The organism is Pseudophaeobacter profundi (assembly GCF_029697505.1).
Lineage (GTDB): Bacteria > Pseudomonadota > Alphaproteobacteria > Rhodobacterales > Rhodobacteraceae > Pseudophaeobacter > Pseudophaeobacter profundi.
In genome coordinates, this window is record NZ_JARJEF010000001.1 from 20,099 (window position 1) to 43,940 (window position 23,842).

Annotated in this window: 23 protein-coding genes; 17 read left to right on the forward strand and 6 right to left on the reverse strand. The window is 58.7% G+C overall.

What is annotated here, in order from left to right; genetic code table 11:
- Positions 1-32: 32 nt before the first annotated feature.
- From P2081_RS00085 to P2081_RS00140, 12 genes are all read left to right on the forward strand, one after another.
- On the forward strand, positions 33-497 hold the full coding sequence (locus P2081_RS00085; RefSeq protein ID WP_278920848.1) for a tellurite resistance TerB family protein: 465 nt from the start codon (positions 33-35) through the stop codon (positions 495-497).
- A complete protein-coding gene (locus tag P2081_RS00090) occupies positions 497-937 on the forward strand; it encodes a tellurite resistance TerB family protein (protein WP_278920849.1) in 441 nt (146 codons plus the stop codon). The genes P2081_RS00085 and P2081_RS00090 overlap by 1 nt, the downstream gene beginning before the upstream one ends.
- The gene (locus P2081_RS00095; RefSeq protein WP_278920850.1) at positions 934-1,713 is read left to right on the forward strand and encodes a phosphate/phosphite/phosphonate ABC transporter substrate-binding protein; all 780 of its coding nucleotides are present in this window, start codon (positions 934-936) and stop codon (positions 1,711-1,713) included. The genes P2081_RS00090 and P2081_RS00095 overlap by 4 nt, the downstream gene beginning before the upstream one ends.
- 136 nt (positions 1,714-1,849) lie before the next feature.
- On the forward strand, positions 1,850-2,635 hold the full coding sequence (locus P2081_RS00100; protein ID WP_278920851.1) for an ABC transporter ATP-binding protein: 786 nt from the start codon (positions 1,850-1,852) through the stop codon (positions 2,633-2,635).
- Positions 2,636-2,754: 119 nt separating this feature from the next.
- Entirely contained in the window at positions 2,755-3,465 is a 711-nt protein-coding gene (locus P2081_RS00105; RefSeq protein ID WP_278920852.1) for a transporter substrate-binding domain-containing protein, read from the forward strand.
- A gap of 108 nt (positions 3,466-3,573) precedes the next feature.
- A complete protein-coding gene (locus tag P2081_RS00110) occupies positions 3,574-4,455 on the forward strand; it encodes an ABC transporter permease (RefSeq protein ID WP_278921432.1) in 882 nt (293 codons plus the stop codon).
- Positions 4,452-5,258, forward strand: a complete 807-nt coding sequence (locus P2081_RS00115) for an ABC transporter permease (protein WP_278920853.1) — start codon at positions 4,452-4,454, stop codon at positions 5,256-5,258. The genes P2081_RS00110 and P2081_RS00115 overlap by 4 nt, the downstream gene beginning before the upstream one ends.
- A 159-nt stretch (positions 5,259-5,417) precedes the next feature.
- Positions 5,418-6,737, forward strand: coding sequence for a glutamine synthetase family protein (locus P2081_RS00120; protein WP_278920854.1), 1,320 nt, complete (start codon positions 5,418-5,420; stop codon positions 6,735-6,737).
- A 60-nt stretch (positions 6,738-6,797) separates the two neighbouring features.
- The gene (locus P2081_RS00125; protein ID WP_278920855.1) at positions 6,798-7,478 is read left to right on the forward strand and encodes a type 1 glutamine amidotransferase; all 681 of its coding nucleotides are present in this window, start codon (positions 6,798-6,800) and stop codon (positions 7,476-7,478) included.
- Positions 7,478-8,836, forward strand: a complete 1,359-nt coding sequence (locus P2081_RS00130; protein WP_278920856.1) for a glutamine synthetase family protein — start codon at positions 7,478-7,480, stop codon at positions 8,834-8,836. Before P2081_RS00125 ends, P2081_RS00130 begins: the two co-directional genes overlap by 1 nt.
- Before the next feature lie 163 nt (positions 8,837-8,999).
- Entirely contained in the window at positions 9,000-10,310 is a 1,311-nt protein-coding gene (locus P2081_RS00135) for an NAD(P)/FAD-dependent oxidoreductase (protein WP_278920857.1), read from the forward strand.
- A gap of 254 nt (positions 10,311-10,564) precedes the next feature.
- Positions 10,565-11,773: a DegT/DnrJ/EryC1/StrS family aminotransferase gene (locus P2081_RS00140; protein ID WP_278920858.1), complete on the forward strand. Its 1,209-nt coding sequence runs from the start codon at positions 10,565-10,567 to the stop codon at positions 11,771-11,773.
- Positions 11,774-11,896: 123 nt separating this feature from the next.
- Here the strand turns inward: P2081_RS00140 and phaR are convergent, their stop codons facing one another.
- Entirely contained in the window at positions 11,897-12,463 is a 567-nt protein-coding gene (gene phaR, locus P2081_RS00145) for a polyhydroxyalkanoate synthesis repressor PhaR (RefSeq protein WP_278920859.1), read from the reverse strand.
- Positions 12,464-12,651: 188 nt separating this feature from the next.
- Here phaR and P2081_RS00150 point away from each other — a divergent pair, with 188 nt between their 5' ends.
- Positions 12,652-13,530, forward strand: coding sequence for an NAD-dependent epimerase/dehydratase family protein (locus P2081_RS00150; protein ID WP_278920860.1), 879 nt, complete (start codon positions 12,652-12,654; stop codon positions 13,528-13,530).
- A gap of 163 nt (positions 13,531-13,693) precedes the next feature.
- On the opposite strand, the gene P2081_RS00155 is transcribed toward P2081_RS00150, so the two are convergent.
- Both P2081_RS00155 and P2081_RS00160 read right to left on the reverse strand, forming a co-directional pair.
- Positions 13,694-14,137 (reverse strand): phasin, PhaP, encoded by a 444-nt coding sequence (locus P2081_RS00155; protein ID WP_278920861.1) that lies wholly within the window; start codon positions 14,135-14,137, stop codon positions 13,694-13,696.
- Positions 14,138-14,268: 131 nt separating this feature from the next.
- Positions 14,269-16,074: a PHA/PHB synthase family protein gene (locus P2081_RS00160; protein WP_278920862.1), complete on the reverse strand. Its 1,806-nt coding sequence runs from the start codon at positions 16,072-16,074 to the stop codon at positions 14,269-14,271.
- Between the two features lie 159 nt (positions 16,075-16,233).
- On the opposite strand from P2081_RS00160, the gene phaZ reads away from it, so the two are divergent.
- A complete protein-coding gene (gene phaZ, locus P2081_RS00165; protein WP_278920863.1) occupies positions 16,234-17,577 on the forward strand; it encodes a polyhydroxyalkanoate depolymerase in 1,344 nt (447 codons plus the stop codon).
- A 3-nt stretch (positions 17,578-17,580) separates the two neighbouring features.
- Positions 17,581-18,153, forward strand: coding sequence for a DUF6151 family protein (locus tag P2081_RS00170; protein ID WP_278920864.1), 573 nt, complete (start codon positions 17,581-17,583; stop codon positions 18,151-18,153).
- A 39-nt stretch (positions 18,154-18,192) separates the two neighbouring features.
- Here P2081_RS00170 and P2081_RS00175 read toward each other — a convergent pair whose 3' ends face one another.
- The 3 genes from P2081_RS00175 to P2081_RS00185 all read right to left on the reverse strand — a co-directional run bounded on the left by P2081_RS00175 (position 18,193) and on the right by P2081_RS00185 (position 20,368).
- The gene (locus P2081_RS00175) at positions 18,193-18,924 is read right to left on the reverse strand and encodes an alpha/beta fold hydrolase (protein WP_313790309.1); all 732 of its coding nucleotides are present in this window, start codon (positions 18,922-18,924) and stop codon (positions 18,193-18,195) included.
- A gap of 208 nt (positions 18,925-19,132) precedes the next feature.
- Positions 19,133-19,558, reverse strand: a complete 426-nt coding sequence (locus tag P2081_RS00180; protein ID WP_278921433.1) for a VOC family protein — start codon at positions 19,556-19,558, stop codon at positions 19,133-19,135.
- A gap of 69 nt (positions 19,559-19,627) precedes the next feature.
- On the reverse strand, positions 19,628-20,368 hold the full coding sequence (locus P2081_RS00185; protein ID WP_278920866.1) for an alpha/beta fold hydrolase: 741 nt from the start codon (positions 20,366-20,368) through the stop codon (positions 19,628-19,630).
- 146 nt (positions 20,369-20,514) lie between these two features.
- Between P2081_RS00185 and P2081_RS00190 the strand changes: the two genes are divergently transcribed.
- Positions 20,515-21,522, forward strand: coding sequence for an Lnb N-terminal periplasmic domain-containing protein (locus P2081_RS00190; protein ID WP_278920867.1), 1,008 nt, complete (start codon positions 20,515-20,517; stop codon positions 21,520-21,522).
- A 171-nt stretch (positions 21,523-21,693) separates the two neighbouring features.
- Positions 21,694-23,640, forward strand: coding sequence for a threonine--tRNA ligase (gene thrS / locus P2081_RS00195; RefSeq protein ID WP_278920868.1), 1,947 nt, complete (start codon positions 21,694-21,696; stop codon positions 23,638-23,640).
- Positions 23,641-23,842: the final 202 nt, after the last annotated feature.

Consider the following 23,842-nt stretch of genomic DNA (forward strand, 5'->3'; position numbering starts at 1 on the left):
CACCGACGCTCAGAGAGATGGAGTATCCAAGCATGCTCAAGAAGTTCTTTCAGGCCTTTCGGCCCACCGACCCGCCAGCCCTGCCTGACCCCGACGCGGAATTGGCCCTGGGCGCCCTGCTGGTGCGGGTGGCACAGTCTGACCGCGAATATAAACTTGAAGAGATCAGCCTGATTGATCGCATCCTGTCGCGGCTGTACCAGCACGACGCGATTGAGGCCGCAAAGGTGCGGGCCACCTGCGAAAAGCTGCACTCGGCGGCACCAGAAACCGATACCTTTGGCCGACTGATCCGTGAAACCACAGGCCTGGACGAACGGCTTGCCGCGCTGGATGCCCTCTGGGAGGTGGTGCTGGCAGATCACAACGAACATGAAGGCGAAGTGCGCATCATCGAAGAGGCCTACAAGGCCATGGGATTGTCCTTTGCCGACAACGAAGCGGCACGCAGCAAGGCCATGGCGAAAATTGCCGCCAAGCGGGAGAGAGAAGAGTAATGTTCAAGGAATTGCTTGCCCACCTGCTGGCCCCGGCCCCAGCCCCGCTGACTGATGAAGGCGCGCGTCTGGCTCTGACTGCGCTGTTGGTGCGTATTGCCCGATCTGATCACAATTACTCCGAAGTTGAAAAAGATCGCATCGACCGTATCATCTGCACCCGCTATGGCCAGGACATCGGTGGCGCGATCTTGTTGCGCGAACAGGCCGAAGCCATGGAGGCAGAGGCCCCCGATACCGTCCGCTTCACCCGCGCCATCAAAGAGGCCGTCGCCTATGAAGATCGTATCGGCGTGGTAGAGGCCATGTGGCAGGTGGTGCTGGCGGATGGCCGTCGCGACCAGGGCGAAGATGCCCTCATGCGATTGTCAGCAAATCTGCTCGGCGTCAGCGATATCGACAGCGCCCAGGCCCGCAAGCGGGTGGAAACCACTGTATGATCGCCTATCTCGGCATGTATGACAGGCCAGAAACCGCGGAGGCCAATGATCTGTTCTGGGCGGCCATTCGCAGCAACCTTGATCTGGGACCAGAAAAACCACCAGAGATCCTGAACCGGGACATCGACCCTTGGGAGGCGTGGAATGCGCCAGATCTCCTCTTGGCACAGACCTGTGGGTGCCCGTATCGCACCCGGCTTTATGGCGAGGTCGATCTGGTAGGCACCCCCGACTATGGCCTGCCCGACTGCCCGCCGGGATACTATCGCAGCGTCTTTGTTGCCAAGGCCGCGACGCCGCTGCCCGGGCTGAAAGACTTTGATCGCGCCCGCTTTGCCTATAATGACGGACTGTCACAATCGGGCTGGGCTGCGCCCCTGATCCATATGCAGGATCGTGGCATTCTGCCGGGCGAACTGGTCGAAACCGGTGGCCACCGGGCCTCGGCCCTGGCAGTTGCCGAGGGGCGCGCCGATTTTGCCGCGCTGGATATCCTGTCTTGGGAATTGATGCAGAAATACGATGCTTTCGCCGACCAGCTCTGTGTCTTTGAACGGACAGCCCCAACCCCTGGCCTGCCCTTTATTACTGCGCTCTCGCAGGATCCGGTGCAGATCTATCAGGCCATTGACGACGCGATCAAAGACCTTGACCCGACGACACGGGCGGCACTGCATCTGACCGGAATCCTGCAGATTCCGATCAGTGAATATCTCTCTGTCCCGACCCCTCCGGGGCCCGTGCTGACAGGGCTAAAGATCGCCGCTCGCAGGTAGGTCGCTGCACCTTCCGATTTGACCGTTTTTTCACCCGCTTTGCATGTTCAGGCCAAAAGCTTCCGGTTTTAGCGTTGCATTCAGCCATTTTTTCGGTCCATTTAGAACCAGTTTTTCTTAATCGGGCGAAACCGCTTTGACCAATTCGACACCTGTACTCGAGATCCGCGACCTGCATAAATCCTATGGCGAGTTGGAGGTCATCAAAGGTGTCAGTATCACTGCAAACCGCGGTGACGTTGTGTCGCTGATCGGCTCTTCCGGGTCGGGGAAATCAACCCTTTTGCGCTGCTGCAACCTGCTGGAAAACAGCCAGGAGGGCGAGATCCTGTTCAAGGGAGAGCCCATCAAATGGAGCGGAACCGGGCTGGCCCGCCGCCCCTGCGACCCCAAGCAAGTGCTGCGCATACGTACCAATCTGTCCATGGTCTTTCAGCAGTTTAACCTCTGGGCGCATATGACCATTTTGCAAAATGTGATGGAGGCCCCGGTAACCGTACTGGGGCTGGATCCCGCCGCCGTCGAAGCCTCGGCCCGCGCCTATCTGGACAAGGTTGGCATTGGCGACAAATGCGATGCCTATCCGGCGCAGCTCTCCGGGGGGCAACAACAGCGTGCCGCCATCGCGCGAGCCCTGTGCATGGAGCCAGAGGCGCTGCTGTTTGACGAACCCACATCGGCGCTGGACCCCGAACTGGAACAGGAGGTCATCAAGGTGATCAAGGATCTTGCCGCCGAGGGCCGGACCATGATGATCGTGACACATGACATGAACCTGGCGGCGGATGTTTCTGATTCGGTTGTGTTCCTGCATCAAGGGCTGATCGAAGAACAGGGCACACCAGACGCTGTGTTTGGCAGCACACAATCGGAACGTCTGCGCGGTTTCCTCTCGCCAAGCCGAAGTGCGCGCAACGGATAGGCCGACACACCACATTCGGGCTTTGACCTAGGGGGCACACGCCCCTGAAGCAGGGCAAAACACCGGACAAGACCAAGACAAGACACCAAAATACCAATCAAAAAACTGGGAGTACCACAATGAAATCACTTATTCTGAGCACCGCAGCCCTGGCCCTGACCGCCAGCATGGGCCTGGCCGACACCGTACGTCTTGGCACCGAAGGCGCCTACCCTCCCTATAATTTCCTCAACGACAATGGCGAAGTTGACGGGTTTGAGCGCGAGCTGGGCGACGAGCTGTGCAAACGCGCCGAGCTGACCTGCGAGTGGGTCACCAATGACTGGGATTCGATCATCCCCAACCTGCTGTCGGGCAACTACGATGCCATCATCGCCGGCATGTCGATCACCCCAGAGCGCAAGGAAGTTGTGCAGTTCACCCAAGGCTACACGCGCCCATCGCCTTCGGCCTATGCGGCGCTTTCGGCTGACGTTGATCTAGGGAGCGCCGTGATCGCGGCTCAGGCCTCCACCATTCAGTCGTCGCATGTTGCCGGCACTGGTGCCACCTTGGTTGAATTCCCCACACCGGATGAAACCATTGCTGCGGTAAATTCGGGTGAAGTCGACGCCGTCATGGCGGACAAGGACTTCCTGCTGCCCATCGTTGGCGAAACCGAGCTGCAGTTTGTTGGCGACGATGTCTTCCTCGGCGAAGGTATCGGCATGGCCTTCCGTCAGTCCGACACCGACGTCATTGCCAAGTTCGACGCCGCGATCGCTTCGATGAAAGAAGACGGCACGCTGAACACGATGCTCGACAAATGGGAAATCGAAGGCAAGTTCTGAAACACGCCTTCCCATTGATCAATAATGAAGGGGGGCGGTTGCCCCCCTTTGCCCCTGACCAGACAGCCCTGTTTCTTGTCTCCGGTCCCGATCCCGACGAGGTCCACCATTTTTTCCTTTTGCTCTGACCCGGCCACGCTGGAGGGTATCCAGTGGTATAGCTGCTACCTGACCACCGGAAAGCACCTTGCTTTCTACATGTCCTTTGGCACCGTGTTGCTGTTGCTGGCGGTGACGGCACCGACGGCCCTGCTCTTTGGGTTTGGCGGTGCCATGGCGGCTCGGGCGCGGTTTACCCCGCTTTCCTGGCTCGGCAAGATCTATATATCGGTCGTGCGCGGCGTGCCCGATATCGCCTTTTTTCTGTTCTTCGTCATCGCGCTGGATCAGGGCATCGAATACCTGCGCCACAAGGTGAAATGCCCCGACTGGGATGCACCCATTCGCCAGGGCAATGATTTCCTGGTCTGCAGTATTGCCAAGATGCCGCTTGGCGATGCACCACAGTGGCTGCATGAAGCCTATGGGTTCAGCCTGGCGGTGCTGACCTTTGCCATCGTCTTTGGTGCCTTTGCCGCCAATGTCCTGTTTGGGGCCATGCAGGCCGTGCCACATGCCCAGATCGAAACCGCCGCAGCCTACGGGCTAAGCCACCGGCAGACCTTTTGGCGTATTCTGGTGCCGCAGATGTGGACCTATGCCCTGCCCGGCCTGTCAAACCTGTGGATGGTACTGATCAAGGCAACGCCGCTCTTGTTCCTGCTCGGCGTCGAAGACATCGTCTTTTGGGCCCGCGAGCTTGGCGGCTCCAAGACCGCCAAATTCACCGACTATCCGCATCCGGACTGGCGCATGTGGTATTTTCTGGGGCTTCTGGTGTTTTATCTGGTCTTTACCCGTGTTTCGGAACTGGTCTTGGACCGGATCACCACCCGCCTGGCCCATGGCCAAGCCACCGTGGATGGTGAAGCGCAAAGGAAAGCCGCATGAGCTGCTATCAAACTCTACAAGACTATGCCTTTCGCGCCTTTGGCTATGGCGAACGCATGTTACCGCGCAGCGACTTTACCCTGTGTGAACAGTTCACCCTGATTGGATCGGGGCTGTTGTGGAACATCTACTTTGGCGTCATTGCCGTGGCCACCGGGTTTGTCCTTGCCAATTTTCTGGCGCTTGGCAAGAATTCCAAATCGGCCTGGGCGCGCAAACCGGCTGAATGGTTTATCTTTCTGTTCCGTGGCTCGCCGCTGTTTATCCAGTTCTTCTTTGCCTATTTCCTGTTTCTCAGCCTGAAAAGCGTTTCAAGCTTCTTCAACCCGCTGTCGTCGGCCTGGGCAGGTGCATTGATTGTGTTGTTCCTGAACACAGCGGCCTATTCCGCCGAAATCCTCTATGGTGCGCTGCGGTCGATCCCCAAGGGCGATATAGAGGCGGCCGATGCCTATGGGCTGTCCGGCTGGACACGTTTTCGGCGCATCGAATGGCCCACCATGATGCGTCTGGCCTGGCCTGCCTATACCAACGAAGCGATCTTTCTGTTCCATGCCACTACCCTGGTGTTCTTTTCCGGCTTTCCCGCATGGCAGCAAAAGGGCGATGCGCTGTACTATGCGAATTATTTCGCCGACAAGACCTTCAATCCCTTTGTGCCCTACCCGATCCTGGCCTTCTATTTCATCCTGCTGACCCTGGTGATCATCGCCGTCTTTGGCCGGGTCAACACATGGCTGAATCGGCATCTGCCCCAGAGCAAGCGCCCAAAGCTAAAGTTCAAACCGAACCTCATCCGCTAAAAGATCAAATAATTGCAAGAAAAATGGGCCCCTCTGGGGCCTATTTTTATGCAAACTTAGGCGGAAAACAGGCGAACACTGAAACTTTTGATCAAATTTCCTTGGCTCATTCGCGATCCTGCAGTACAACACTGTCATAGCGACCAAGGAGATCAGAGCATGGATCTGTCACAGCTGAAAACCATCCGCATCGCCGCCTGCGATCTGAACGGGCAGATGCGTGGCAAACGGATGCCTGCCTCGCAGATGGCCAAACTGGCCACCGGCGCGGCCAGAATGCCGCTCTCGGCCTTGAACGTCGATATCTGGGGCCGGGACATCGAAGACAGTCCGCTGGTGTTTGAAACCGGTGATGCCGACGGAATTCTCACACCTTCCTCACGGGGGCCAGTGCCGATGCCCTGGCTTGCGACCCCTTCGGCGCTGGTGCCGATGGTGATGGAAACCGAAGCTGGTGAGCCTTTTTTGGGTGACCCCCGGCAGGTGCTTGCCCAGGTGCTGGACCGCTACGCCGCACGCGGTTGGCAGGTGATGGCCGCCACTGAAATGGAATTCAATCTGGTTGATGACAGCGGTCCCCAACCTACCCCCCCCGCGCACCCGCACACCGGGCGCAAACTGGTGCAGCAATCGGTGCTCTCGGTCGAAGAGCTGGACGCTTTCGATGCCTTTTTCACCGATCTGTACAACGGTGCAGAAGAGATGGGCATCCCCGCCCAATCCGCTATTTCAGAGGCCGGTCTGGGGCAGTTTGAAATCAACCTCGACCATCAGGATGCGCTGCGCGCCGCGGATGATGCCTGGCTGTTTAAGGCGCTGGTAAAAGGACTTGCACGCAAGCACGACCTGGCCGCCACCTTTATGGCCAAGCCCTATGAGGACGAAGCCGGCAATGGCATGCATGTGCATTTTTCGGTGGTCGACAGGGACGGCAACAACGTCTTTGATGATGGCTCTGAGAAGGGATCGGATCTGTTGCAGCAGGCCGTGGCAGGCTGCCTGGCCGCCATGCCAGCCAGCACCCTGATCTTTGCTCCGCATGGCAATTCCTATGCACGACTGGTGCCTGGTGCCCATGCGCCAACCAGCGCCGCCTGGGCCTATGAAAACCGCACCGCTGCAATCCGCATTCCCGGTGGCAACCCCAAGGCACGACGCATCGAACACCGGACCGCTGGCGGCGACATCAACCCCTATCTGATGCTGTCCGTCGTGCTTGGCGCCGCCCTGCTGGGCATCGAAGACGCCCTGGTGCCGCCGCCTGCATCCTCTGGCAATATCTACGACATTCCCGATCTGCCGCAGCTGGCCGACGATTGGCAAAGCGCCATTTCCCTGTTCGAACAAGACCCGCTGATGGCGCGGATCCTGCCAAAGATGATGATCCGCAATCTGACGATGACCAAGCGACAGGAACACGTCGGCTTTGCAGCCCTGCCGCCAGAGAAACATTGGCTCAGCTGGCTGGAAGCGGTATGACCTCAGCCAGCCAGGAGCATGTTGCTTTGGGCTCTATCTTTTGATCAAATCTGGTGAACTATGAAAATCGGCATCTTGCAAACCGGCCACGCCCCCGAGGATCTTATCCAAGAGGCAGGCGACTACGACCAGATGTTTTGCGACCTTTTGGCGGGCCACGGCTTTGCCTTTGAAACCTTTGAGGTTGTGGATGGGCAATTCCCCAAGGATGCGCAGGCGGCAGAGGGCTGGATCATCACGGGCTCCCGCCATGGGGCCTATGAAGATCATGCTTGGATCCCACCGCTGGAAGATCTGATCCGTGACATTCACGCCAGGAAGCAACCGCTTGCCGGGATCTGCTTTGGTCATCAGATCATTGCCCAGGCTCTGGGCGGCAAGGTGGCCAAATTTGACGGCGGCTGGGCGGTGGGCCATGTCACCTATGAACAGGATGGCCAGCCCATAACCCTGAATGCCTGGCATCAGGATCAGGTGATCGAACGCCCAGCCGAGGCCCGCGTTCTGGCTGGCAATGCATTTTGTGAAAATGGCATCTTGGCCTATGGTGACCATATCTGGACCCTGCAGCCACATCCCGAATTCAGCAATGCCTTCACCGGCGGATTGATTGAAAAGCGCGGTCGCGGCGTGGTGCCCGACGCATTGCTTGATCAGGCCCGCCAAGATCTCGACACTTCTGTAGACGCCCCCGAAATTGCAACCTTCCTCGCAGATTTTATGAAGAAAGAGAGGACTTAATGTCATCCTGGATTGACGACCTTCCCGAAGCGGCAAGAACCTATCTGGAGGGCCGTCGTCTCGACGAAGTTGAATGCGTTATCTCGGACCTCCCCGGTATCGCCCGGGGCAAGGCGGTGCCGGCATCCAAATTCGCCAAGCAGGATTTCTTTCACCTGCCGGACAGCATCTTTTACCAGACCATCACCGGGGATTGGGCCGAGGCCGCCGATGATGACGGCTGGATTGAAAAAGACATGACCCTGCAACCCGATATGTCCACTGCGACGGCGGCCCCCTGGACGGGGGACTGGACGCTGCAGGTCATTCATGATGCGCTGGACCGTGACGGCACGCCGATCCCCTATAGCCCACGCAATGTGTTGAAACGCGTAGTTCAGCTGTACCATGACAAGGGCTGGCAGCCGGTTGTCGCGCCTGAGATGGAATTCTTCCTGGTCGCACGCAACATTGATCCGGGCAAAAAGATCGAACCGATGATGGGGCGCTCTGGTCGCCCAGCAGCGGCGCGACAGGCCTATTCGATGACAGCGGTGGATGAATTTGGCCCGGTAATCGACGACATCTACGACTTCGCCGAGGCCCAGGGCTTTGAGATCGACGGCATCACCCAGGAAGGCGGCGCAGGCCAGCTGGAAATCAACCTGCTGCACGGCGATCCGGTCAAGCTGGCGGATGAGGTCTTTTACTTCAAACGACTGATCCGCGAAGCTGCCCTGCGCCATGACTGCTTTGCCACCTTTATGGCCAAGCCGATCGAGAATGAACCTGGCTCGGCGATGCATATTCACCATTCGGTGCTGGATTTGAAAACTGGCAAGAACATCTTTTCCGCCGATGACGACAGTGAAACTGATGCCTTTTTCCACTTTATCGCCGGGTTGCAGAACCACCTGCCTGCGGGGATTGCGGTGATGGCACCCTATGTGAATTCCTACCGGCGCTATGTGAAAGACCACGCAGCCCCGATCAATCTGGAATGGGCGCGTGACAACCGCACCACCGGCATTCGCATTCCACTGTCCAGCCCTGCGGCCCGCCGTGTTGAAAACCGCCTCGCCGGGATGGACTGCAATCCCTATCTCGGGATCGCTGTCTCGCTGGCCTGTGGCTATCTTGGTCTGCTGGAACAACAAAAGCCAGACACGCAGTTCAAAGGCAACGCCTATGAAGGCGAAGGCGATATTCCCAATGTCATGGGCAGCGCGCTGGATCTGTTCGACGAAGCAACCAAACTGCACGAGGTGCTCGGCCCTGATTTCGCCCGCGTCTACAGCATCGTGAAACGGGCCGAATACGAAGAGTTCCTGCAGGTGATCTCCCCCTGGGAGCGCGAGCATCTGCTGATGAATGTCTAAGGCGATATCTGACCCGCGCGGCACACCCGCCCCCGACTGGCGGTGGCCGCGCCAATAGCCGCCCCCGTTTGCCCTGCAGGCATCGCCGCCAGAGGTTTCTCTGCCCAGCCCAAGGCTGGTGCGGCAAAAGGGGCGAACGACAGCTGACAAGAGGGTGACCCCAATGACTTTGAACCTGCTGCATTCCAACGATCAAAAAGGGCGCTATCCCACCAGCTGGTATGCGGCGACAGCAACACCGCAAGCGCCATTTGCGCCACTTCAGGGCGACCAGCGCGCCGACGTCTGCATCATCGGCGGCGGCTTTACCGGCCTCTCGGCCGCGCTGCACCTGGCCGAAGCCGGGATGAAGGTTGTCGTCCTAGAAGCCCATCGGGTGGGCTTTGGTGCCTCGGGGCGCAATGGTGGCCAGTTGGGCAGCGGTCAGCGCCTGGATCAAGAAGGCCTGGAGAGCTTTGTCGGAATACCAGATGCGCAAAAGCTGTGGCAATTGGGCGAGGACGCCAAGGATCTGGTAAAGTCCCTGATTGCCAAGCATCAGATCGATTGCCACCTGCGCCCAGGCGTTGCCTGGACCGCCTCCAACGCCAAGGATGTCGCCCATCTGCATGACTATGGCCGTCACCTGCAAGATCGCTATGGCTATGACCAGATTGACCTTTTATCAGACGAGGCCTGCCAGGAAATCTGCCCCTCGCCCGATTACAAGGGCGGCATTCTGGACCATGGCGCTGGCCATCTGCATCCGCTGAACCTCGCCCTTGGTCTGGCCCGTGCGGCCGCCGCAGCCGGGGCCACCCTGCATGAACAAAGCGAAGTGCTGGAGATCAGCGAAGGCCCCGAGGTGCGGGTGAAAACCGCAAAGGGAAGCCTGCGCGCCGACCACCTGATCCTGGCCTGCAATGGCTATCTTGGTGGGCTGAACCGTCAGGTCGCCAGCAAGGTCATGCCGATCAACAACTTTGTTGTCGCAACCGAACCCTTGGGCGATGATGCCGCCAGGGTGCTGAGCCGCGACATCGCCGTGGCCGATGGCAGGTTCGTGGTCAACTACTTTCGGCTCAGCCATGACAAACGGCTGCTCTTTGGCGGCGGTGAAAGCTATGGCTATCGTTTTCCCGCCGATATCGAGGCCGTGGTACGTCGGCCCATGACCCAGATCTTTCCGCATCTAAAAGACGTCCGGGTTGACTATGCCTGGGGCGGCACCCTTGGGATCACCATGAAACGCATGCCCTATTTGGCACGGCTCAGCGCCAATGTGCTGTCGGCCTCTGGCTATTCCGGCCATGGGGTCGGCACCGCCGTCCACGCCGGGCAGCTGATGGCCCATGCCATCCGGGGAGAGGCCGAAGGGTTTGATACCATGGCGAAGGTTCCGGCGCCCAGCTTCCCTGGCGGCCCCGCCATGCGCTCGCCGCTGCTGGCCCTCGCCATGAGCTGGTATGCGCTGCGCGACCGGATCGGCATCTGAACGCGGGCCGTTTCTGTTCATTTGCCAAATCTCTGACTTTGGATATGCTCCCTTTCGCACCGCTGGAGGGGGCATTTTCGCCCCTGTGCCCGGTTTCACCCCCGCCTTGCCGCCCAAGACCGTCCCAGCGGCACGTCCCAACGCAACGGATTTGTGAAATTACGCCAAAAGCCACCGACAAAATCCATCTGCGACTTGGCAGGAGGTGCCAATTGTTTTATATTTATCAAATCCATAATTCAGGAATTTGAAATATGACTCAGGCCCCCAATGTTCATGCTGCGGAACCGATCCCCTCAGCAGCCCGCGAGGCAATTGATGCGCTGATGCAATCTGGCGATCTGTTTCGCTATACCGCGCCAGAAAATGCCCCGGTTGCCCTGTTGGAACAGGAATTTGCCAGCCTTCTGGGCAGCAAATATGCACTGGCGGTTTCCTCCTGTTCTGCAGCCTTGTTTCTGTCTCTCAAGGCCTTGGACCTGCCACGCGATGCAAGGGTTCTGATCCCTGGCTTTACCTTTGCCGCCGTGCCCTCTGCCGTGCTCCATGCCGATTGTCTGCCCGTCCTGTGCGAGGTTGGCGACAACTACCGCATTGACCTGGTGGATTTCGAAGCCCGGCTGGAGAGCGACATTCAGGCGGTCATCATCAGCCATATGCGCGGCCATACCTCTGATATGGATGCGATTCTGGCGCTCTGTGAGGCGCGCGACATTCCGGTGATCGAGGATGCAGCCCATTCGCTAGGCACCACCTGGAATGGTCGCAATATCGGAACCTTAGGCCGGATTGGCTGCTTTTCCTTCCAGTCCTACAAGATGATCAATGCCGGCGAAGGTGGCATATTGATCACCGATGATGCTGATCTGGTGGCCCGCGCCGTCATCATGTCCGGTGCCTATGAACACAACTGGAAAAAGCACAAAGGCCCAATGGGCGACAACAGCACAGACCTGGCGGATGCCTTTGCCAAATGGCAGAACCAGCTGCCGCTGTATAACCTGCGGATGAGCAACCTATCCGCCGTGGTCATTCGCCCGCAACTGCCCGAATTGGCCCGCCGGGTGACGGACGGCTTGAAAAACCACGACTATGTCGCAGCGCAGCTGAATGCCTCGCCTTATTTTTATGTCCCTGCCCCCCTCGCCCCCGAACAGCGCGCACCGGATTCGATCCAGTTCAACCTGGTGGGGATGACAGCCGAGCAGATCACCGCCTTTTCCGAAGCCACGGCCGAGGCCGGCGTCAAGGTGCAGATCTTTGGCCGCTCTGCCGACAATGCCCGTGCCTTCTGGAACTGGCAGTTCATTCCGGATCTGCCAGAATTGCCACAGACCCGCGCCATGCTGATGCAGGCCTGTGACGTGCGCCTGCCGGTCCGCCTTACCCAGTCAGAATTGGACCTCGTGGCCGATATTCTGGTGACAGCCGTCACCTCTACCATGGAGCGCGCCGCGGCCTAGGCTAAGCCCCGACCAAAGCCCGACATCAAAATGTGGCACCCCTTCTGGAGGTGCCGCATTTTGCTTATCCGCGAGCCTGCCGCCTGTACCGATCCGGTCTGCGACTGGCCCCAGCGGGGAATGCTATTTCAATTTGGACAGCTTTTCCTGCAGCTCTGACAGCTGGCGCTTGATCGCATCCAGATCCTCGCCCTCATCCGCATCTTTGGCCTTTGTCTCTTCGGCTGCACTGCCCCAACCGCCGACACCGCCGGGCAGGCCAGAAGTCATGGCCTTCAAGAAGGCCTCTTGCTGGGCCTTCATCGCGTCAAAACCGGGCATCTGCGCCATCGGATTCATCGCTGACATATTTTCCACCATCTGCGATTGGCTGTCGCGCAGCATATCGAAAGAGGCCTGCAGGAATTGCGGCATAACCCCGCCGCCGGGCTGCATATAGCTACGTACCAGATCATTCAGCACATTGACCGGCAGGATGTTTTCCCCACGGCTTTCATGCTCGGCGATGATCTGCAGCAGATATTGGCGCGTCAGATCATCACCAGATTTCAAATCGACGATCTGGACTTCGCGCCCTTCCCGGATGAACCCCGCAATATCTTCAAGCGTGACATAGTCGCTGGTCTCAGTGTTGTACAAACGCCGGCTGGCGTAACGCTTGATAAGCAGGGCTTTTTCCTGGTCGGCCATACTGTCCCTCCCCGGACATGATGCATCGCAGAAAATCCTATGCGAGTGCAGAACAAAAGAAAAGCCTGCAGAATGGTTCCACCATCGTACCTGAATTTCAACTGCCATGAAATAAACCGCAGATTTCGCTTGAGCTAAACCAGACTTGAGGTTTTACAAGGATCCCCTCAGACCACAGGAGCGATAACGTGAAAATTTTGATCCTTGGGGGCACCGGCTCCATCGGTAGCGCCGTCACTGCAGATCTGGTGGCGCATCAACACCAGGTTATTGGCCTGTGCCGCTCTGAGGTTTCGGCGCGAAAGCTATCAGAGCTTGGTGGCCAGCCCTGGCGCGGGGATCTGCGGGCTCCAAGCAGTTGGCGGGCCGCACTTGCCGGGGTGGATGTGGTCATCCAGCTAGCCAGCACATTTGGCACGGATATGGCGTCAGTGGATGCCGCAGCGATGACCTGCCTGCGGGCGGAAGCCAGGGTGCGCCCCAGCAATCAGCCGCTGCGGGTGATCTATACCGGGGGCTGCTGGATCTATGGCGAAACCGGCGATCACGCGGCCTGCGAGACCAGCCCGCAGCGCCCCATTCCGGCCTTTTCCTGGATGCAGGTGTCTGCCAGTCTTTTGCTCAGGGACCCTAACCTGAGCTGCGCAGTGGTGCATCCTGCCATGGTTTATCACGAAGATGGCGGTGGGGTTTTTGCCCGAATGCTGGACCAGGCCGCCGCAGGTCTGCCGCTCGAAGTCTGGGGCAGCATTCACACCCGCTGGCCGCTGGTGCACCGCCGCGACCTGGCCCGCGCCTATCGCCTGCTGGCCGAGCAAGCACAGCTGACCGGCCATTTCAATGTGGCGGCACAATCCGGCATACCCGTGCGTGACATCCTGGCAGAGATCCTGACACGCCACCCCCATGATGGGGCCTATCTGGTGCGCAACCGCAAATATGTCATGTTCAAATATGGTGCCTGGGCCGAGGGCCCCACTCTGGACCAGCAGATGCGGGCGGAAAAGATCCGGCAAAGCTGCGGCTGGCAACCCGAAGTCGCGGATTTCACCCAGGCGGCCTTTTGACCTATCGCCCTGCCAGAGCGTGAACGAGCCCTATCAGCGCAGGGCCTGAACATACAAAAAAGGACAGATCCCGGGGATCTGTCCTTTTCAACACCATAGCCTAGGTTCAACATCAGGGAGGAGACGTGTTGATCCCGCGCTTGGTGCTCAGCCTTGCGACTGCTTATTTTGCAGCGGCTTTTTTCGCAGCAGAGGTCACCTCGTTGGTGGCCTTTTTGACGGCGGCAGTTGCTTCTTCGCCCATGTCCTTGCCAGCGGACATCAGCAGCTCAACAGTTTCCATCTGGGCTTTTTTTGCAATTTCAGCAAAAGCGGCCAGGTTCTCAGCGGCAACCTCGGCAGAGGCGCTTGCGAAATCGGTGGCGGATTTTGCGTATTCGGCAGGGTCGCTTTGTACTTTGGAAACGCCGGACATTTTGGCCAGGGCGTCTTTGGTCCACTTGCTGGAGATCTCAGAGGACTGCTCAGCAGCGCCCAGAACAACAGCGCTCAGCTTTTCGTTCAGTGCGGCAGTGTTTTTGAAGGCATCTTCCATAGCGGAGGTATCCACCGGAAATGCGCCCATCATGTCTTTCATCATTGCGGTAAAATCTTGGGTCTTAGCCATTGAACTGGTTCCTTACGTTGCCAACTCGGGACCATCCCGCGTTTCAGCATGAGGAAAAGATACTTTCTGCATCGCAGCATTTCAAGTTCTTTCATGCTGCGGTGCAGAGAAATTTCGCAAATCAAAGAAAATCAATCGCTTGCCCGACGCAACACATAGCTGCCCGGTGCCGGTTCTAGCGGGGGATTGTTCGAATCACCCGGTTCCCGCGCGGGAACCTGCTTGCCAGAACGCTTTTTCAGCCAGGCTTCCCAGCGGGGCCACCAGGATCCTTCGTGAAAGGCTGCACCCTCCATCCAGGCTTCGGGCGACAGCTTGAGGTCGTCATTGGTGTAATGACCATATTTGTTACGGCTGGGCGGATTGATGATCCCCGCGATGTGACCCGACTGGGAGACCACAAAGGTCTTGCTGCGCCCGCCCATGGCCTGCACCCCGCGATAACAATCGCGCCAGCGGGCAATGTGATCTGTCTCGCAGGTCACTGCCATCAGCGGAATATCCACATCCCGTACATGCAATGTCTCGCCAAACAGTTCAAACCCGTCGGTCGCAAATTCATTGGCCTGACAGAGCCGGCGCAGATACTGCTGCGCCATCTTACCTGGCAGATTGGCACCGTCACCGTTCCAGTACAGCAAATCAAAGGCCGGCGGGGTTTCCCCCAGCATATAGCTGCGAATGGCTGGCCCATAGACCAGATCATTGGCCCGTAGATAGGAAAAGGTTCGCGCCATGATGTAAGAGGGCAGAATACCGTCTTCGCCAATCTCTTCGACGATGGCATCAACAAAATCATTCTGCAGGAAGGGGGTGAAATCCCCCTGATCGGAAAAATCCGTCAGCGCAGTAAACAGCGTGGCCGACTTCACCGATTTATCGCCCCGTTTCTTCATCAGCGCCAAGGTCAGGCTTAGCGTGGTGCCTGCAATGCAATAGCCGATGGCATTGACCTGTTTGACCGCGCAGATCTCCTTGGCCTTGTTGATTGCCGTCAGGAAACCTTCTTCGACGTATTCTTCCAGCCCCACATCTGCGTAATCGCCATTTGGATTGATCCAAGAGACCACAAACAGCGTGTAGCCCTGCTCGGTCACCCATTTGATCAGGCTGTTTTGCGCTTTGAGATCAAGAATATAGAATTTGTTGATCCAGGGTGGAAACAGCACGATGGGGGTTTCGTGCACGGTTTCTGTGGTGGGGCGATACTGTATCATCTCCATCATCCGGTTGCGAAACACCACCTCGCCCGGAGTTGTGCCGATGTTGCGCCCGATCTCAAAGGCGCTTTCATCCGCCAGACGCACCACCAGCTCGCCGTTATTGGCTTCCAGGTCATCCACCAGGTTCTGCAGCCCGTCGACCAGCGATTGCCCCTCGGTTGCTAGGGCCTTTTCCAGCGCATCCGGGTTGGTGGGCAAAAAGTTGGTCGGGGCCATCATGTTGATGATCTGATCAGAAAAGTAACTGAGCCGATGTCGATCAATCGCGTCCAGATCTTCGACCCCTTCAACCGCAGTGCGAATGGTCTGTGCGTTGGTCAGGTACTGTTGCTTCACATAGTGGAAATAAGGGTTCTTTTCCCACATCGGATTACCAAAGCGGCGATCCTCCACGTGATCGGCCTCTGGGGTATCAACCTCCTGCGTTGCCAGCATCTGTTGCGCTTCGGCAAAGTTGAGCACCGATTTGCCCCAGAACTCGACCTGTTGTTCCATCAATTTTGCGGGGTTTTGCAGGATTTCAGCCCAGTAAGACGTTGCTGCACGTGCGAAAAGATCTTGATTCGGACCATCCAATCCGGGGTGATGGCCCTTCTTGTTGGCCATAATCTCGATCAATTTCTGCGAGAGCTGGTCGACACGCTCCATATTTTCCTTAAGCCGTTCAATGTGTTCCGGAGAAGTGCCATGGTCGACTGCGTCACTTGTTGTCATCTTAAGGAATCCCCCATACTCTTTCTGCTGTGCAGAATACTGGTTTAACCATGTTACGCCAAAGCGACGAAAGGTCCGAGGCCCTGTGTAATTTACTGCCCAAAGTTGCAGTGTCTTGCGTGAACGCCCCTGCGGCAAACAGTTAAAAAGGAAAGCCTTATGCGTTTTATGATGTCCTACGACCTGATGGAAACGGCCCGGAACATGAACCAATGGCTCGGCGCCAGTGCTCAGTCCATAGGCTCATATCCCATCTTTTCAGCGCTCCCCAATCCGGCGCTCAGCTGGATGGCTGCCTGGGGCGAAGTCACCGAGCGCAGCTTTCACCGCATGACGGTAAAACCTGACTGGGGCATCCACAGCTTCACCTGCGAAGACGGCAAGGACCATCTTGTCGAGGTCACCCCGGTTGTGAAGCGCGACTTTGGCGACCTGATCCATTTTCGGGTGTCCGGCCGCAAGGAGCAGCCCCGCAAGGTTCTGATCGTGGCGCCAATGTCCGGCCACTACGCAACCCTGCTACGTTCAACCGTCAAGAGCCTGCTGGTGAACTGCGAAGTTTATATCACCGATTGGCACAATGCCCGCGACATTCCTGTCTCCGCCGGCAAGTTCGACATCGAAGACTACACACTTTATTTGGTTGATTTCATGCGCGAAATGGGTCCGGAAACCCATGTTGTCGCCGTCTGCCAACCCGCCCCGCTGACTCTGGCTGCCACTGCCTATCTGGCAGAACAGGACCCCAAGGCGCAGCCCTCATCGTTGACCCTGATCGGTGGGCCGGTGGATCCAGATGCAACCCCGACCGAGGTCACAGATTTTGGCCGCCGCGTCACCATGGGCCAGCTGGAAGAAACCATGATCCAGCGGGTTGGTTTCAAGTACAAAGGCGTCGGACGAAAGGTCTATCCCGGCCTGTTGCAACTGTCCTCTTTCATGTCGATGAACATGGAACGCCACGCCCAGGCCTTCAGCAACCAAATTCAGCGCGCCAGCCGTGGGGATGCCTCGGATCATGATCACCACAACCGGTTTTATGACGAATACCTCGCCGTTATGGATATGACGGCGGAATTCTACCTCTCGACCGTGGATCGGGTGTTCAAGTCGCGCGAGATCGCGCGCAACGAATTCGTCGTCGATGGCCACAAGGTCGATATCGGGGCAATTACCGATGTGGCGGTCAAAACCGTCGAAGGCGCCAATGACGATATTTCTGCGCCCGGACAATGCATCGCCGCGCTTGATCTATGTACCGGCCTGCCCGACAGCAAGAAAGCCAGCCATGTGGAACCTGGCGCCGGTCACTACGGTATCTTTGCCGGCAGCAGCTGGCGCGACAATATCCGCCCCTTGGTGATTGATTTCATGGATGCAAACACCCGCAAATCCACCACGGCACAGGCAAATCCGGCGGCAGGCGCAAGCACAGCCAAAGCCCAAACCAGCCCCAAAGCGGCAGGCCAGGCAAAGACCCCGACACAAGCCCGTAAAGCCTAATCCATGAGCGACGAGGCCTGCACGTTTTCCTGCAACTGTGGTCGTCTGGCCGGGCATATCTCGGCTGAGGGCCGAAAATCCGGGTTGAGGCTACTTTGCTTTTGCCAAGATTGCCGCGCGGCAGAACTGTATCATAATCAGCCCGATCCGGTGGATGGGGTTGATCTGTTTCAACTTGCCCCCCATGCCATCACCCTGACCCAAGGCGCCGAACATCTGCAACTGATGCGGTTGGGGCCAAAGGGACTGTATCGCTGGTATGCCGATTGCTGCGGCACACCGTTTGCCAATACACTGGCCAAGCCGCAACTGGCCTTTGCCGGGATGCGTTCAGATCTGTTTGAAAACCCAGACTGCCTTGGCAAGGTGCGGGCGCGATCCGCCGTTCCCCAGCCAGGCAAGCCCCCCCGCAACGAGGGAATGATGCGCATGGTCTACGGCATCTTTTCCCGGATGATCACCGCACGCCTTTCGGGCATGTGGCGCCAAACTCCGTTTTTTGACAGCACATCCGGCCAGCCCGTGACCAAAGCCAAGGTGCTGAGCAAAGAAGAACGGGCCAGTCTGCACCCCTAAAACCGGAACGCCAGGTGGGCAGGCACCGTGCCCGCGCCCTCAGCTCTCTACCAGAGGTTCAACAGGTCGCTCACGGGGGCGTTCATGCGGGACAGAGAGCCAGCCAAGCAGCGCCTGAGTGACCTCCTCCGGCTGTTCCAGACTTGGCAAATGCCCTGCCCCGGAAATGATCTTCAGCCCCGCATGGGGGATCAGTTCAGCCAGGAATTCATGCCGCTTTACCGGGGTCAGGCGATCATGTTCGCCGCATAGGATCAAGGTCGGCACCCGACAGCGCCGCGCCGTCGCCTGCTGATCTATGCGGCGTTGCAGGGCGCGGCTTTGCGCGACAAACAGCTCTGCCCCCAGATCCAGCCCCATATCGCGCACCAGACCAAGGATCTCCAGCCGCTGCGCCCCCGGTGCCAGCACCTCTGGCGGCAGTGACTGCTGCAGCGCCGTTTCCAGCCCCCCGGTGCGGGCGCTGATGATCAGCGGCTCACGCATCGCTGCCTGATCCGGCGTTTCAGCCAGGGGGGTCGTCGCCATAAGACACAGACGAGAGACGCGCGCCGGGGCTCGGCGCAGGATTTCCAGCGCCACAATACCCCCCATCGACAGCCCCACGAGGGCAAAGCGCGCAGGCAACATCTCCAGCAAATGGCTGGCAATCTGTTCCACCGTCTCGCCGCCGAACAGCGCTGCGGCCATGACCGGGGTCTGCTTTGACAGCGCCAGAATTTGCGGGGTGAAGATCCGCGCGTCGCACATCATTCCCGGCAGAAAAACCACCGGTTCTGCGCCTAAGTTCTCGCCCTGCCCCATGCCTCTGCCCTTTCTGTGCCGGGATTGCACCTGCAACCCCCGCCGGATACGATCCGGCCAAACGATATGGCAGAGCCGATCCTGCACAACTCTCCCTATAGGGGTTTGTGCAGCCCAGGCCCGCCAAGGGCAAGGGCCATTTCATGCAGAGCCCCAGCAAGGCCCGGCAGGGCCATCAGTATCCATCCCAACGAAAGGCGCCCTGTTTCGACAGCGGCGAAAAGGGATTATGCGCCACTTCCCAGATATGGCCATCGGGGGCGCGAAAGTAGCCAATGTAGCCGCCCCAAAAGACCTCGCCCGCCGGGCGTAGCACCTCGGCCCCCGCCGCCATCGCAAGCGCCATCACGTCGTCGACCTCTCTTGGGCTGCGGGTATTATAGCTCAGGGTCATCGCCCCGGTGCCAAGCGCCTCTAGCGGCAATCCGATATCCTCGGCGAGCTTCTCCAGCGGGTATAGCCCCAGGGTCTGCGAGATCAGATCAAAGGCCACCACCCCATCCGGGCTCTCAGTGCGCTGCCACCCCAAAGCCGCATAAAATGCTGCGGCCCGGTCCAGATCCGGCACCCCCAGGGTGATCAGGCTGATGCGTTGCTCCATGGTCATTTTCAAACTCCAACTCATCCACCCGGGCCCTCGGCCAAGATCGGCAGGACAGGCCCGGCGAACCTATAGCAACTCTGCGACAGAAGCCTCGATAAGGGCAAGACAAGTCTCGTCCGAAAACCGGTGATCGGCATCCTTGACCAGGGTCAGACGGATGTCAGCTCCGCTGGCATGTTGCAACAGGCGCAATGCAGTTTCGGTGGAAACAGCCGTATCCGCCGTGCCCTGCAAGCAGCGCACCGGAAAGGGCAGATCCAGCGGCGCGCGCAGCACCAGATGATCGCGACCATCCTCGATCAGCCGTTTGCTGATGCGGAAGGGCTCCATATAGTCGCTGGGCATTTCAACATAGCCCTGGCTCTCCAACGCGGATTTCTGCGCTGCGCTAAAGCTCTGCCAATAGCCATCTTCGGTGAAATCGGGGGCCGCCGCGATGGTTACCATACCGCAGATGCGCTCCGGGATGGCCCGTGCCAGCAACAGCGCCTGCCAGCCCCCCATGGAGGACCCCACAATCAGCAATGGCCCGGTCGTCAGCTCCGAAATCGCTGCCAGGCTATCCTGGTGCCAATCGCCAATACAGCCCGCCTCAAAACTGCCAGAGCTCTCCCCATGGCCCGAATAGTCAAAGCGCAAGAACCCAAGGCCACGGCCAAGGGCCCAGGCCTCCAGATGCAGTGCCTTGGTGCCCTGCATGTCAGATTTCAGCCCACCCAGAAACACCAACGTCGGCCCGGCCCCAGCATGCCTGTGATAGGCGATCTGACGCCCCTGCGCGGTCTTCAGAAACTCTGTTACAGCCATTCCTCGTCTCCCCTTCAGTGCCCAAGATGTGCCATGCAGGCGACAGCGCTGCAATTGCCAAAATCACCTATGCGCTGACGGGCTTGCCCCCAAACGGGCCTGCCCCTAGGCTGCGGCGATTGACCTGCGACCGCCCGGAGGGCCCCATGACACGCATACTCCACCACAGTTTTCTGGTTCTGCTGTCTCTTGCCATTGCCCTCTCCAGCGCCTGGGCGGTGCTGGCCCTGTGGTATCGGCTCCCCTTGGCGCCAGGCCTGCGGCTGGGGCTGGCGGTTGGCTTTGCGCTACTTGGACTGGCGGTGATCTGCGGCCTGTTTCGCCCCCGCCGCCTACGCGCCCTGGCCACCTATTGCCTGGCCCTGGCGGCGGTGCTGACCTGGTGGATCAGCCTCACTCCGCCTGCCAGCCGCGACTGGGCCCCGGATGTGGCGCGCCAAGTCACCGGCGAAATAAAGGGCTCCCAGCTGACTCTGACCAACCTGCGCAACTTCACCTGGCGCAGCCCAACAGATTTTGATCCACACTGGGAACAGCGCCACTATGATCTCGATACGCTAGACACCGTCGATCTGTTCATGTCCTATTGGGCTGGCAAGACAATCGCGCATATGATCGTCAGCTTTGGCTTTGCCAATGGCGAACAGATCGCCTGGTCCGTAGAGGTCCGGCGCCAAAAGGACGGCGCCTTTTCTCCCCTCGCGGATATGTTCAAATCCAATACCCTGGCGATCATAGCCGCAGATGAACGCGACCTCGTCGGCACCCGCACCAATGCCCGCGGCGAAGACGTCCAGCTCTACCGCCTCAACACAGGCCCCAAACAGGCCCGCGCGCTGTTGCTGCAATATGTGGCGGCCTCCAACCAACTGGCGGAGACGCCGCGCTGGTATAACTCGCTCTCGACCAACTGTACCACCGTGGTGTTTCAGCTGATCCGTACCATCCTGGGCGAAGTACCACTGGACTGGCGCGTCATGGCCAATGGCTACCTGCCGGAATATGCCTATGACATGGGTGTTCTTGCCACCGCGCTGCCATTGTCTGAACTCACCCAAAAAGGCCGGATCACCGCCCGCGCCCAGGCGCATGGAATTGCTGCCGACTATTCCCGCATGATCCGGCAGGGCGTCCCCATCCCACAGCCAGACTAAAGCAGCACAGGCCTATTCCATTTCATTTGGCCGCAAATATCCCGGGGAGCGCGAGGGGCTGGCCCCTCGCCGCCTTGACAGTGGAACGCGCACCTGCGAAATCAGCCCATAATCACATAACCCGCAACCGGGCGTTCAGTGGGCGCCAAACCGACGAGGAGCAGCCAAACCATGGCCCAAATCTCTCTCACATTCCCCGATGGCAACGCGCGCAGCTATGCAGACGGCATCACCGCCGCCGAAGTGGCCGCCGATATTTCGACCTCGCTGGCCAAGAAAGCGATCTCCGCCACCTTCAACGATCAGCACTGGGATCTGCAGTGGCCGATCACCTGTGACGGCACCATCGCCCTGCACACTCTCAAGGATGAGACGCAGGCCAATGAGCTGATACGCCACGATCTGGCCCATGTCATGGCCCGCGCCGTGCAGGAACTCTGGCCCGACACCAAGGTCACCATCGGCCCGGTGATCGACAACGGCTGGTACTATGATTTCGACCGCGCAGCCCCCTTCACCCCTGAAGATCTCGGCGTGATCGAGAAAAAGATGAAAGAGATCATCAACAAGCGTGAACCGGTAACCACCGAGGTCTGGGATCGCCAGCGCGCGATTGATTTCTACACCGCCAATGATGAACCCTATAAGGTCGAATTGATCGATGCCATTCCCGGCGACGAACCCCTGCGCATGTATTGGCATGGTGACTGGCAGGATCTGTGCCGCGGCCCCCACCTGCAGCACACCGGCCAGCTGCCCGGCGATTCCTTCAAGCTGATGTCCATCGCCGGTGCCTACTGGCGCGGCGACAGTGACCGCGCCATGCTGCAGCGGATCTACGGTGTTGCCTTCACCGGCAAGGAAAAGCTCAAGGCGCATCTCCACATGCTGGAAGAGGCCGCCAAACGCGACCACCGCAAGCTGGGCCGCGAGATGGAGCTGTTCCACATGCAGGAAGAGGCCCCGGGCCAAATCTTCTGGCACCCCAATGGCTGGAAAATCTACACCACCCTGCAGGACTATATGCGCCGCATGCAGGAACGTGACGGCTACGTCGAGGTCAACACCCCGCAGGTTGTGGATCGCAAACTCTGGGAGGCCTCTGGCCACTGGGACAAATACCAGGAGAACATGTTCATCGTCGAAGTCGACGAAGACCACGCACGGGAAAAAGCCGTCAACGCTCTGAAGCCGATGAACTGCCCCTGCCATGTGCAGGTGTTCAACCAGGGTCTGAAATCCTACCGTGACCTGCCGCTGCGCATGGCGGAATTCGGCTCTTGCGCGCGCTATGAACCCTCTGGTGCCCTGCACGGTATCATGCGGGTGCGCGGCTTTACCCAGGATGATGGCCATATCTTCTGCGCCGAAGATCAGATCGAGTCCGAAACCGCCAAGTTCATCGCCTTCCTGTCCAAGGTCTATGCCGATCTCGGCTTCCACAACTGGACCATCAAGCTGTCGACCCGTCCCGAAAAACGCATCGGCAGCGACGAAAGCTGGGATCTGGTCGAAAAGGCCCTCGGCGATGCCTGCAAGGCCGCTGGCTATGATTATGAGCTACTGGAAGGCGAAGGTGCCTTCTATGGCCCCAAGCTGGAATTCACCCTCACGGATGCCATCGGCCGCAACTGGCAATGCGGCACCCTGCAGGTGGATCCCAACCTGCCGGAACGCCTGGAGGCCAACTTCATCGGCACCGATGGCAACAAGCACCGTCCCTTTATGCTGCACCGGGCAACGCTTGGTTCGTTTGAACGTTTTATCGGTATCCTGATCGAAGAACATGCGGGCAAGCTGCCCTTCTGGCTGGCGCCGCGTCAGGTTGTTGTCGCCTCGATCACCTCGGATGCCGATGACTACGTGCAAGAGGTCGTCGCCCAGTTGCAGGCCGTGGGTGTGCGCGCCGAGGCCGATATTCGCAATGAAAAGATCAACTACAAGGTCCGCGAACATTCGGTTGGCAAGGTGCCGGTGATCCTGGCCATTGGCCACCGTGAAGTCGAAGAGCGCACGGTATCGATCCGCCGTCTGGGGGAAAAGCAAACCCGGGTCGACAGTCTCGAGAATGTTACAAAGGCGCTGGCGCTGGAGGCAACCGCCCCGGATCTGCTGTAACATTTAACACCTTTTGACCACGAGGCGGCCTCCAATCGGGGGCCGTTTTGCTGTTCAGGCCGCAGATTCCCCCTGTTTTCAGGGAATAATCTGTTACAATCCCCTCACAGTGCCTGACGCCGCCGTGAGACACGCTCTCGTGATTTAAGCTCGTTCTCACAACGAGTTAGGCTCTGCATGTCGTCACCAACCAGAAGGATTT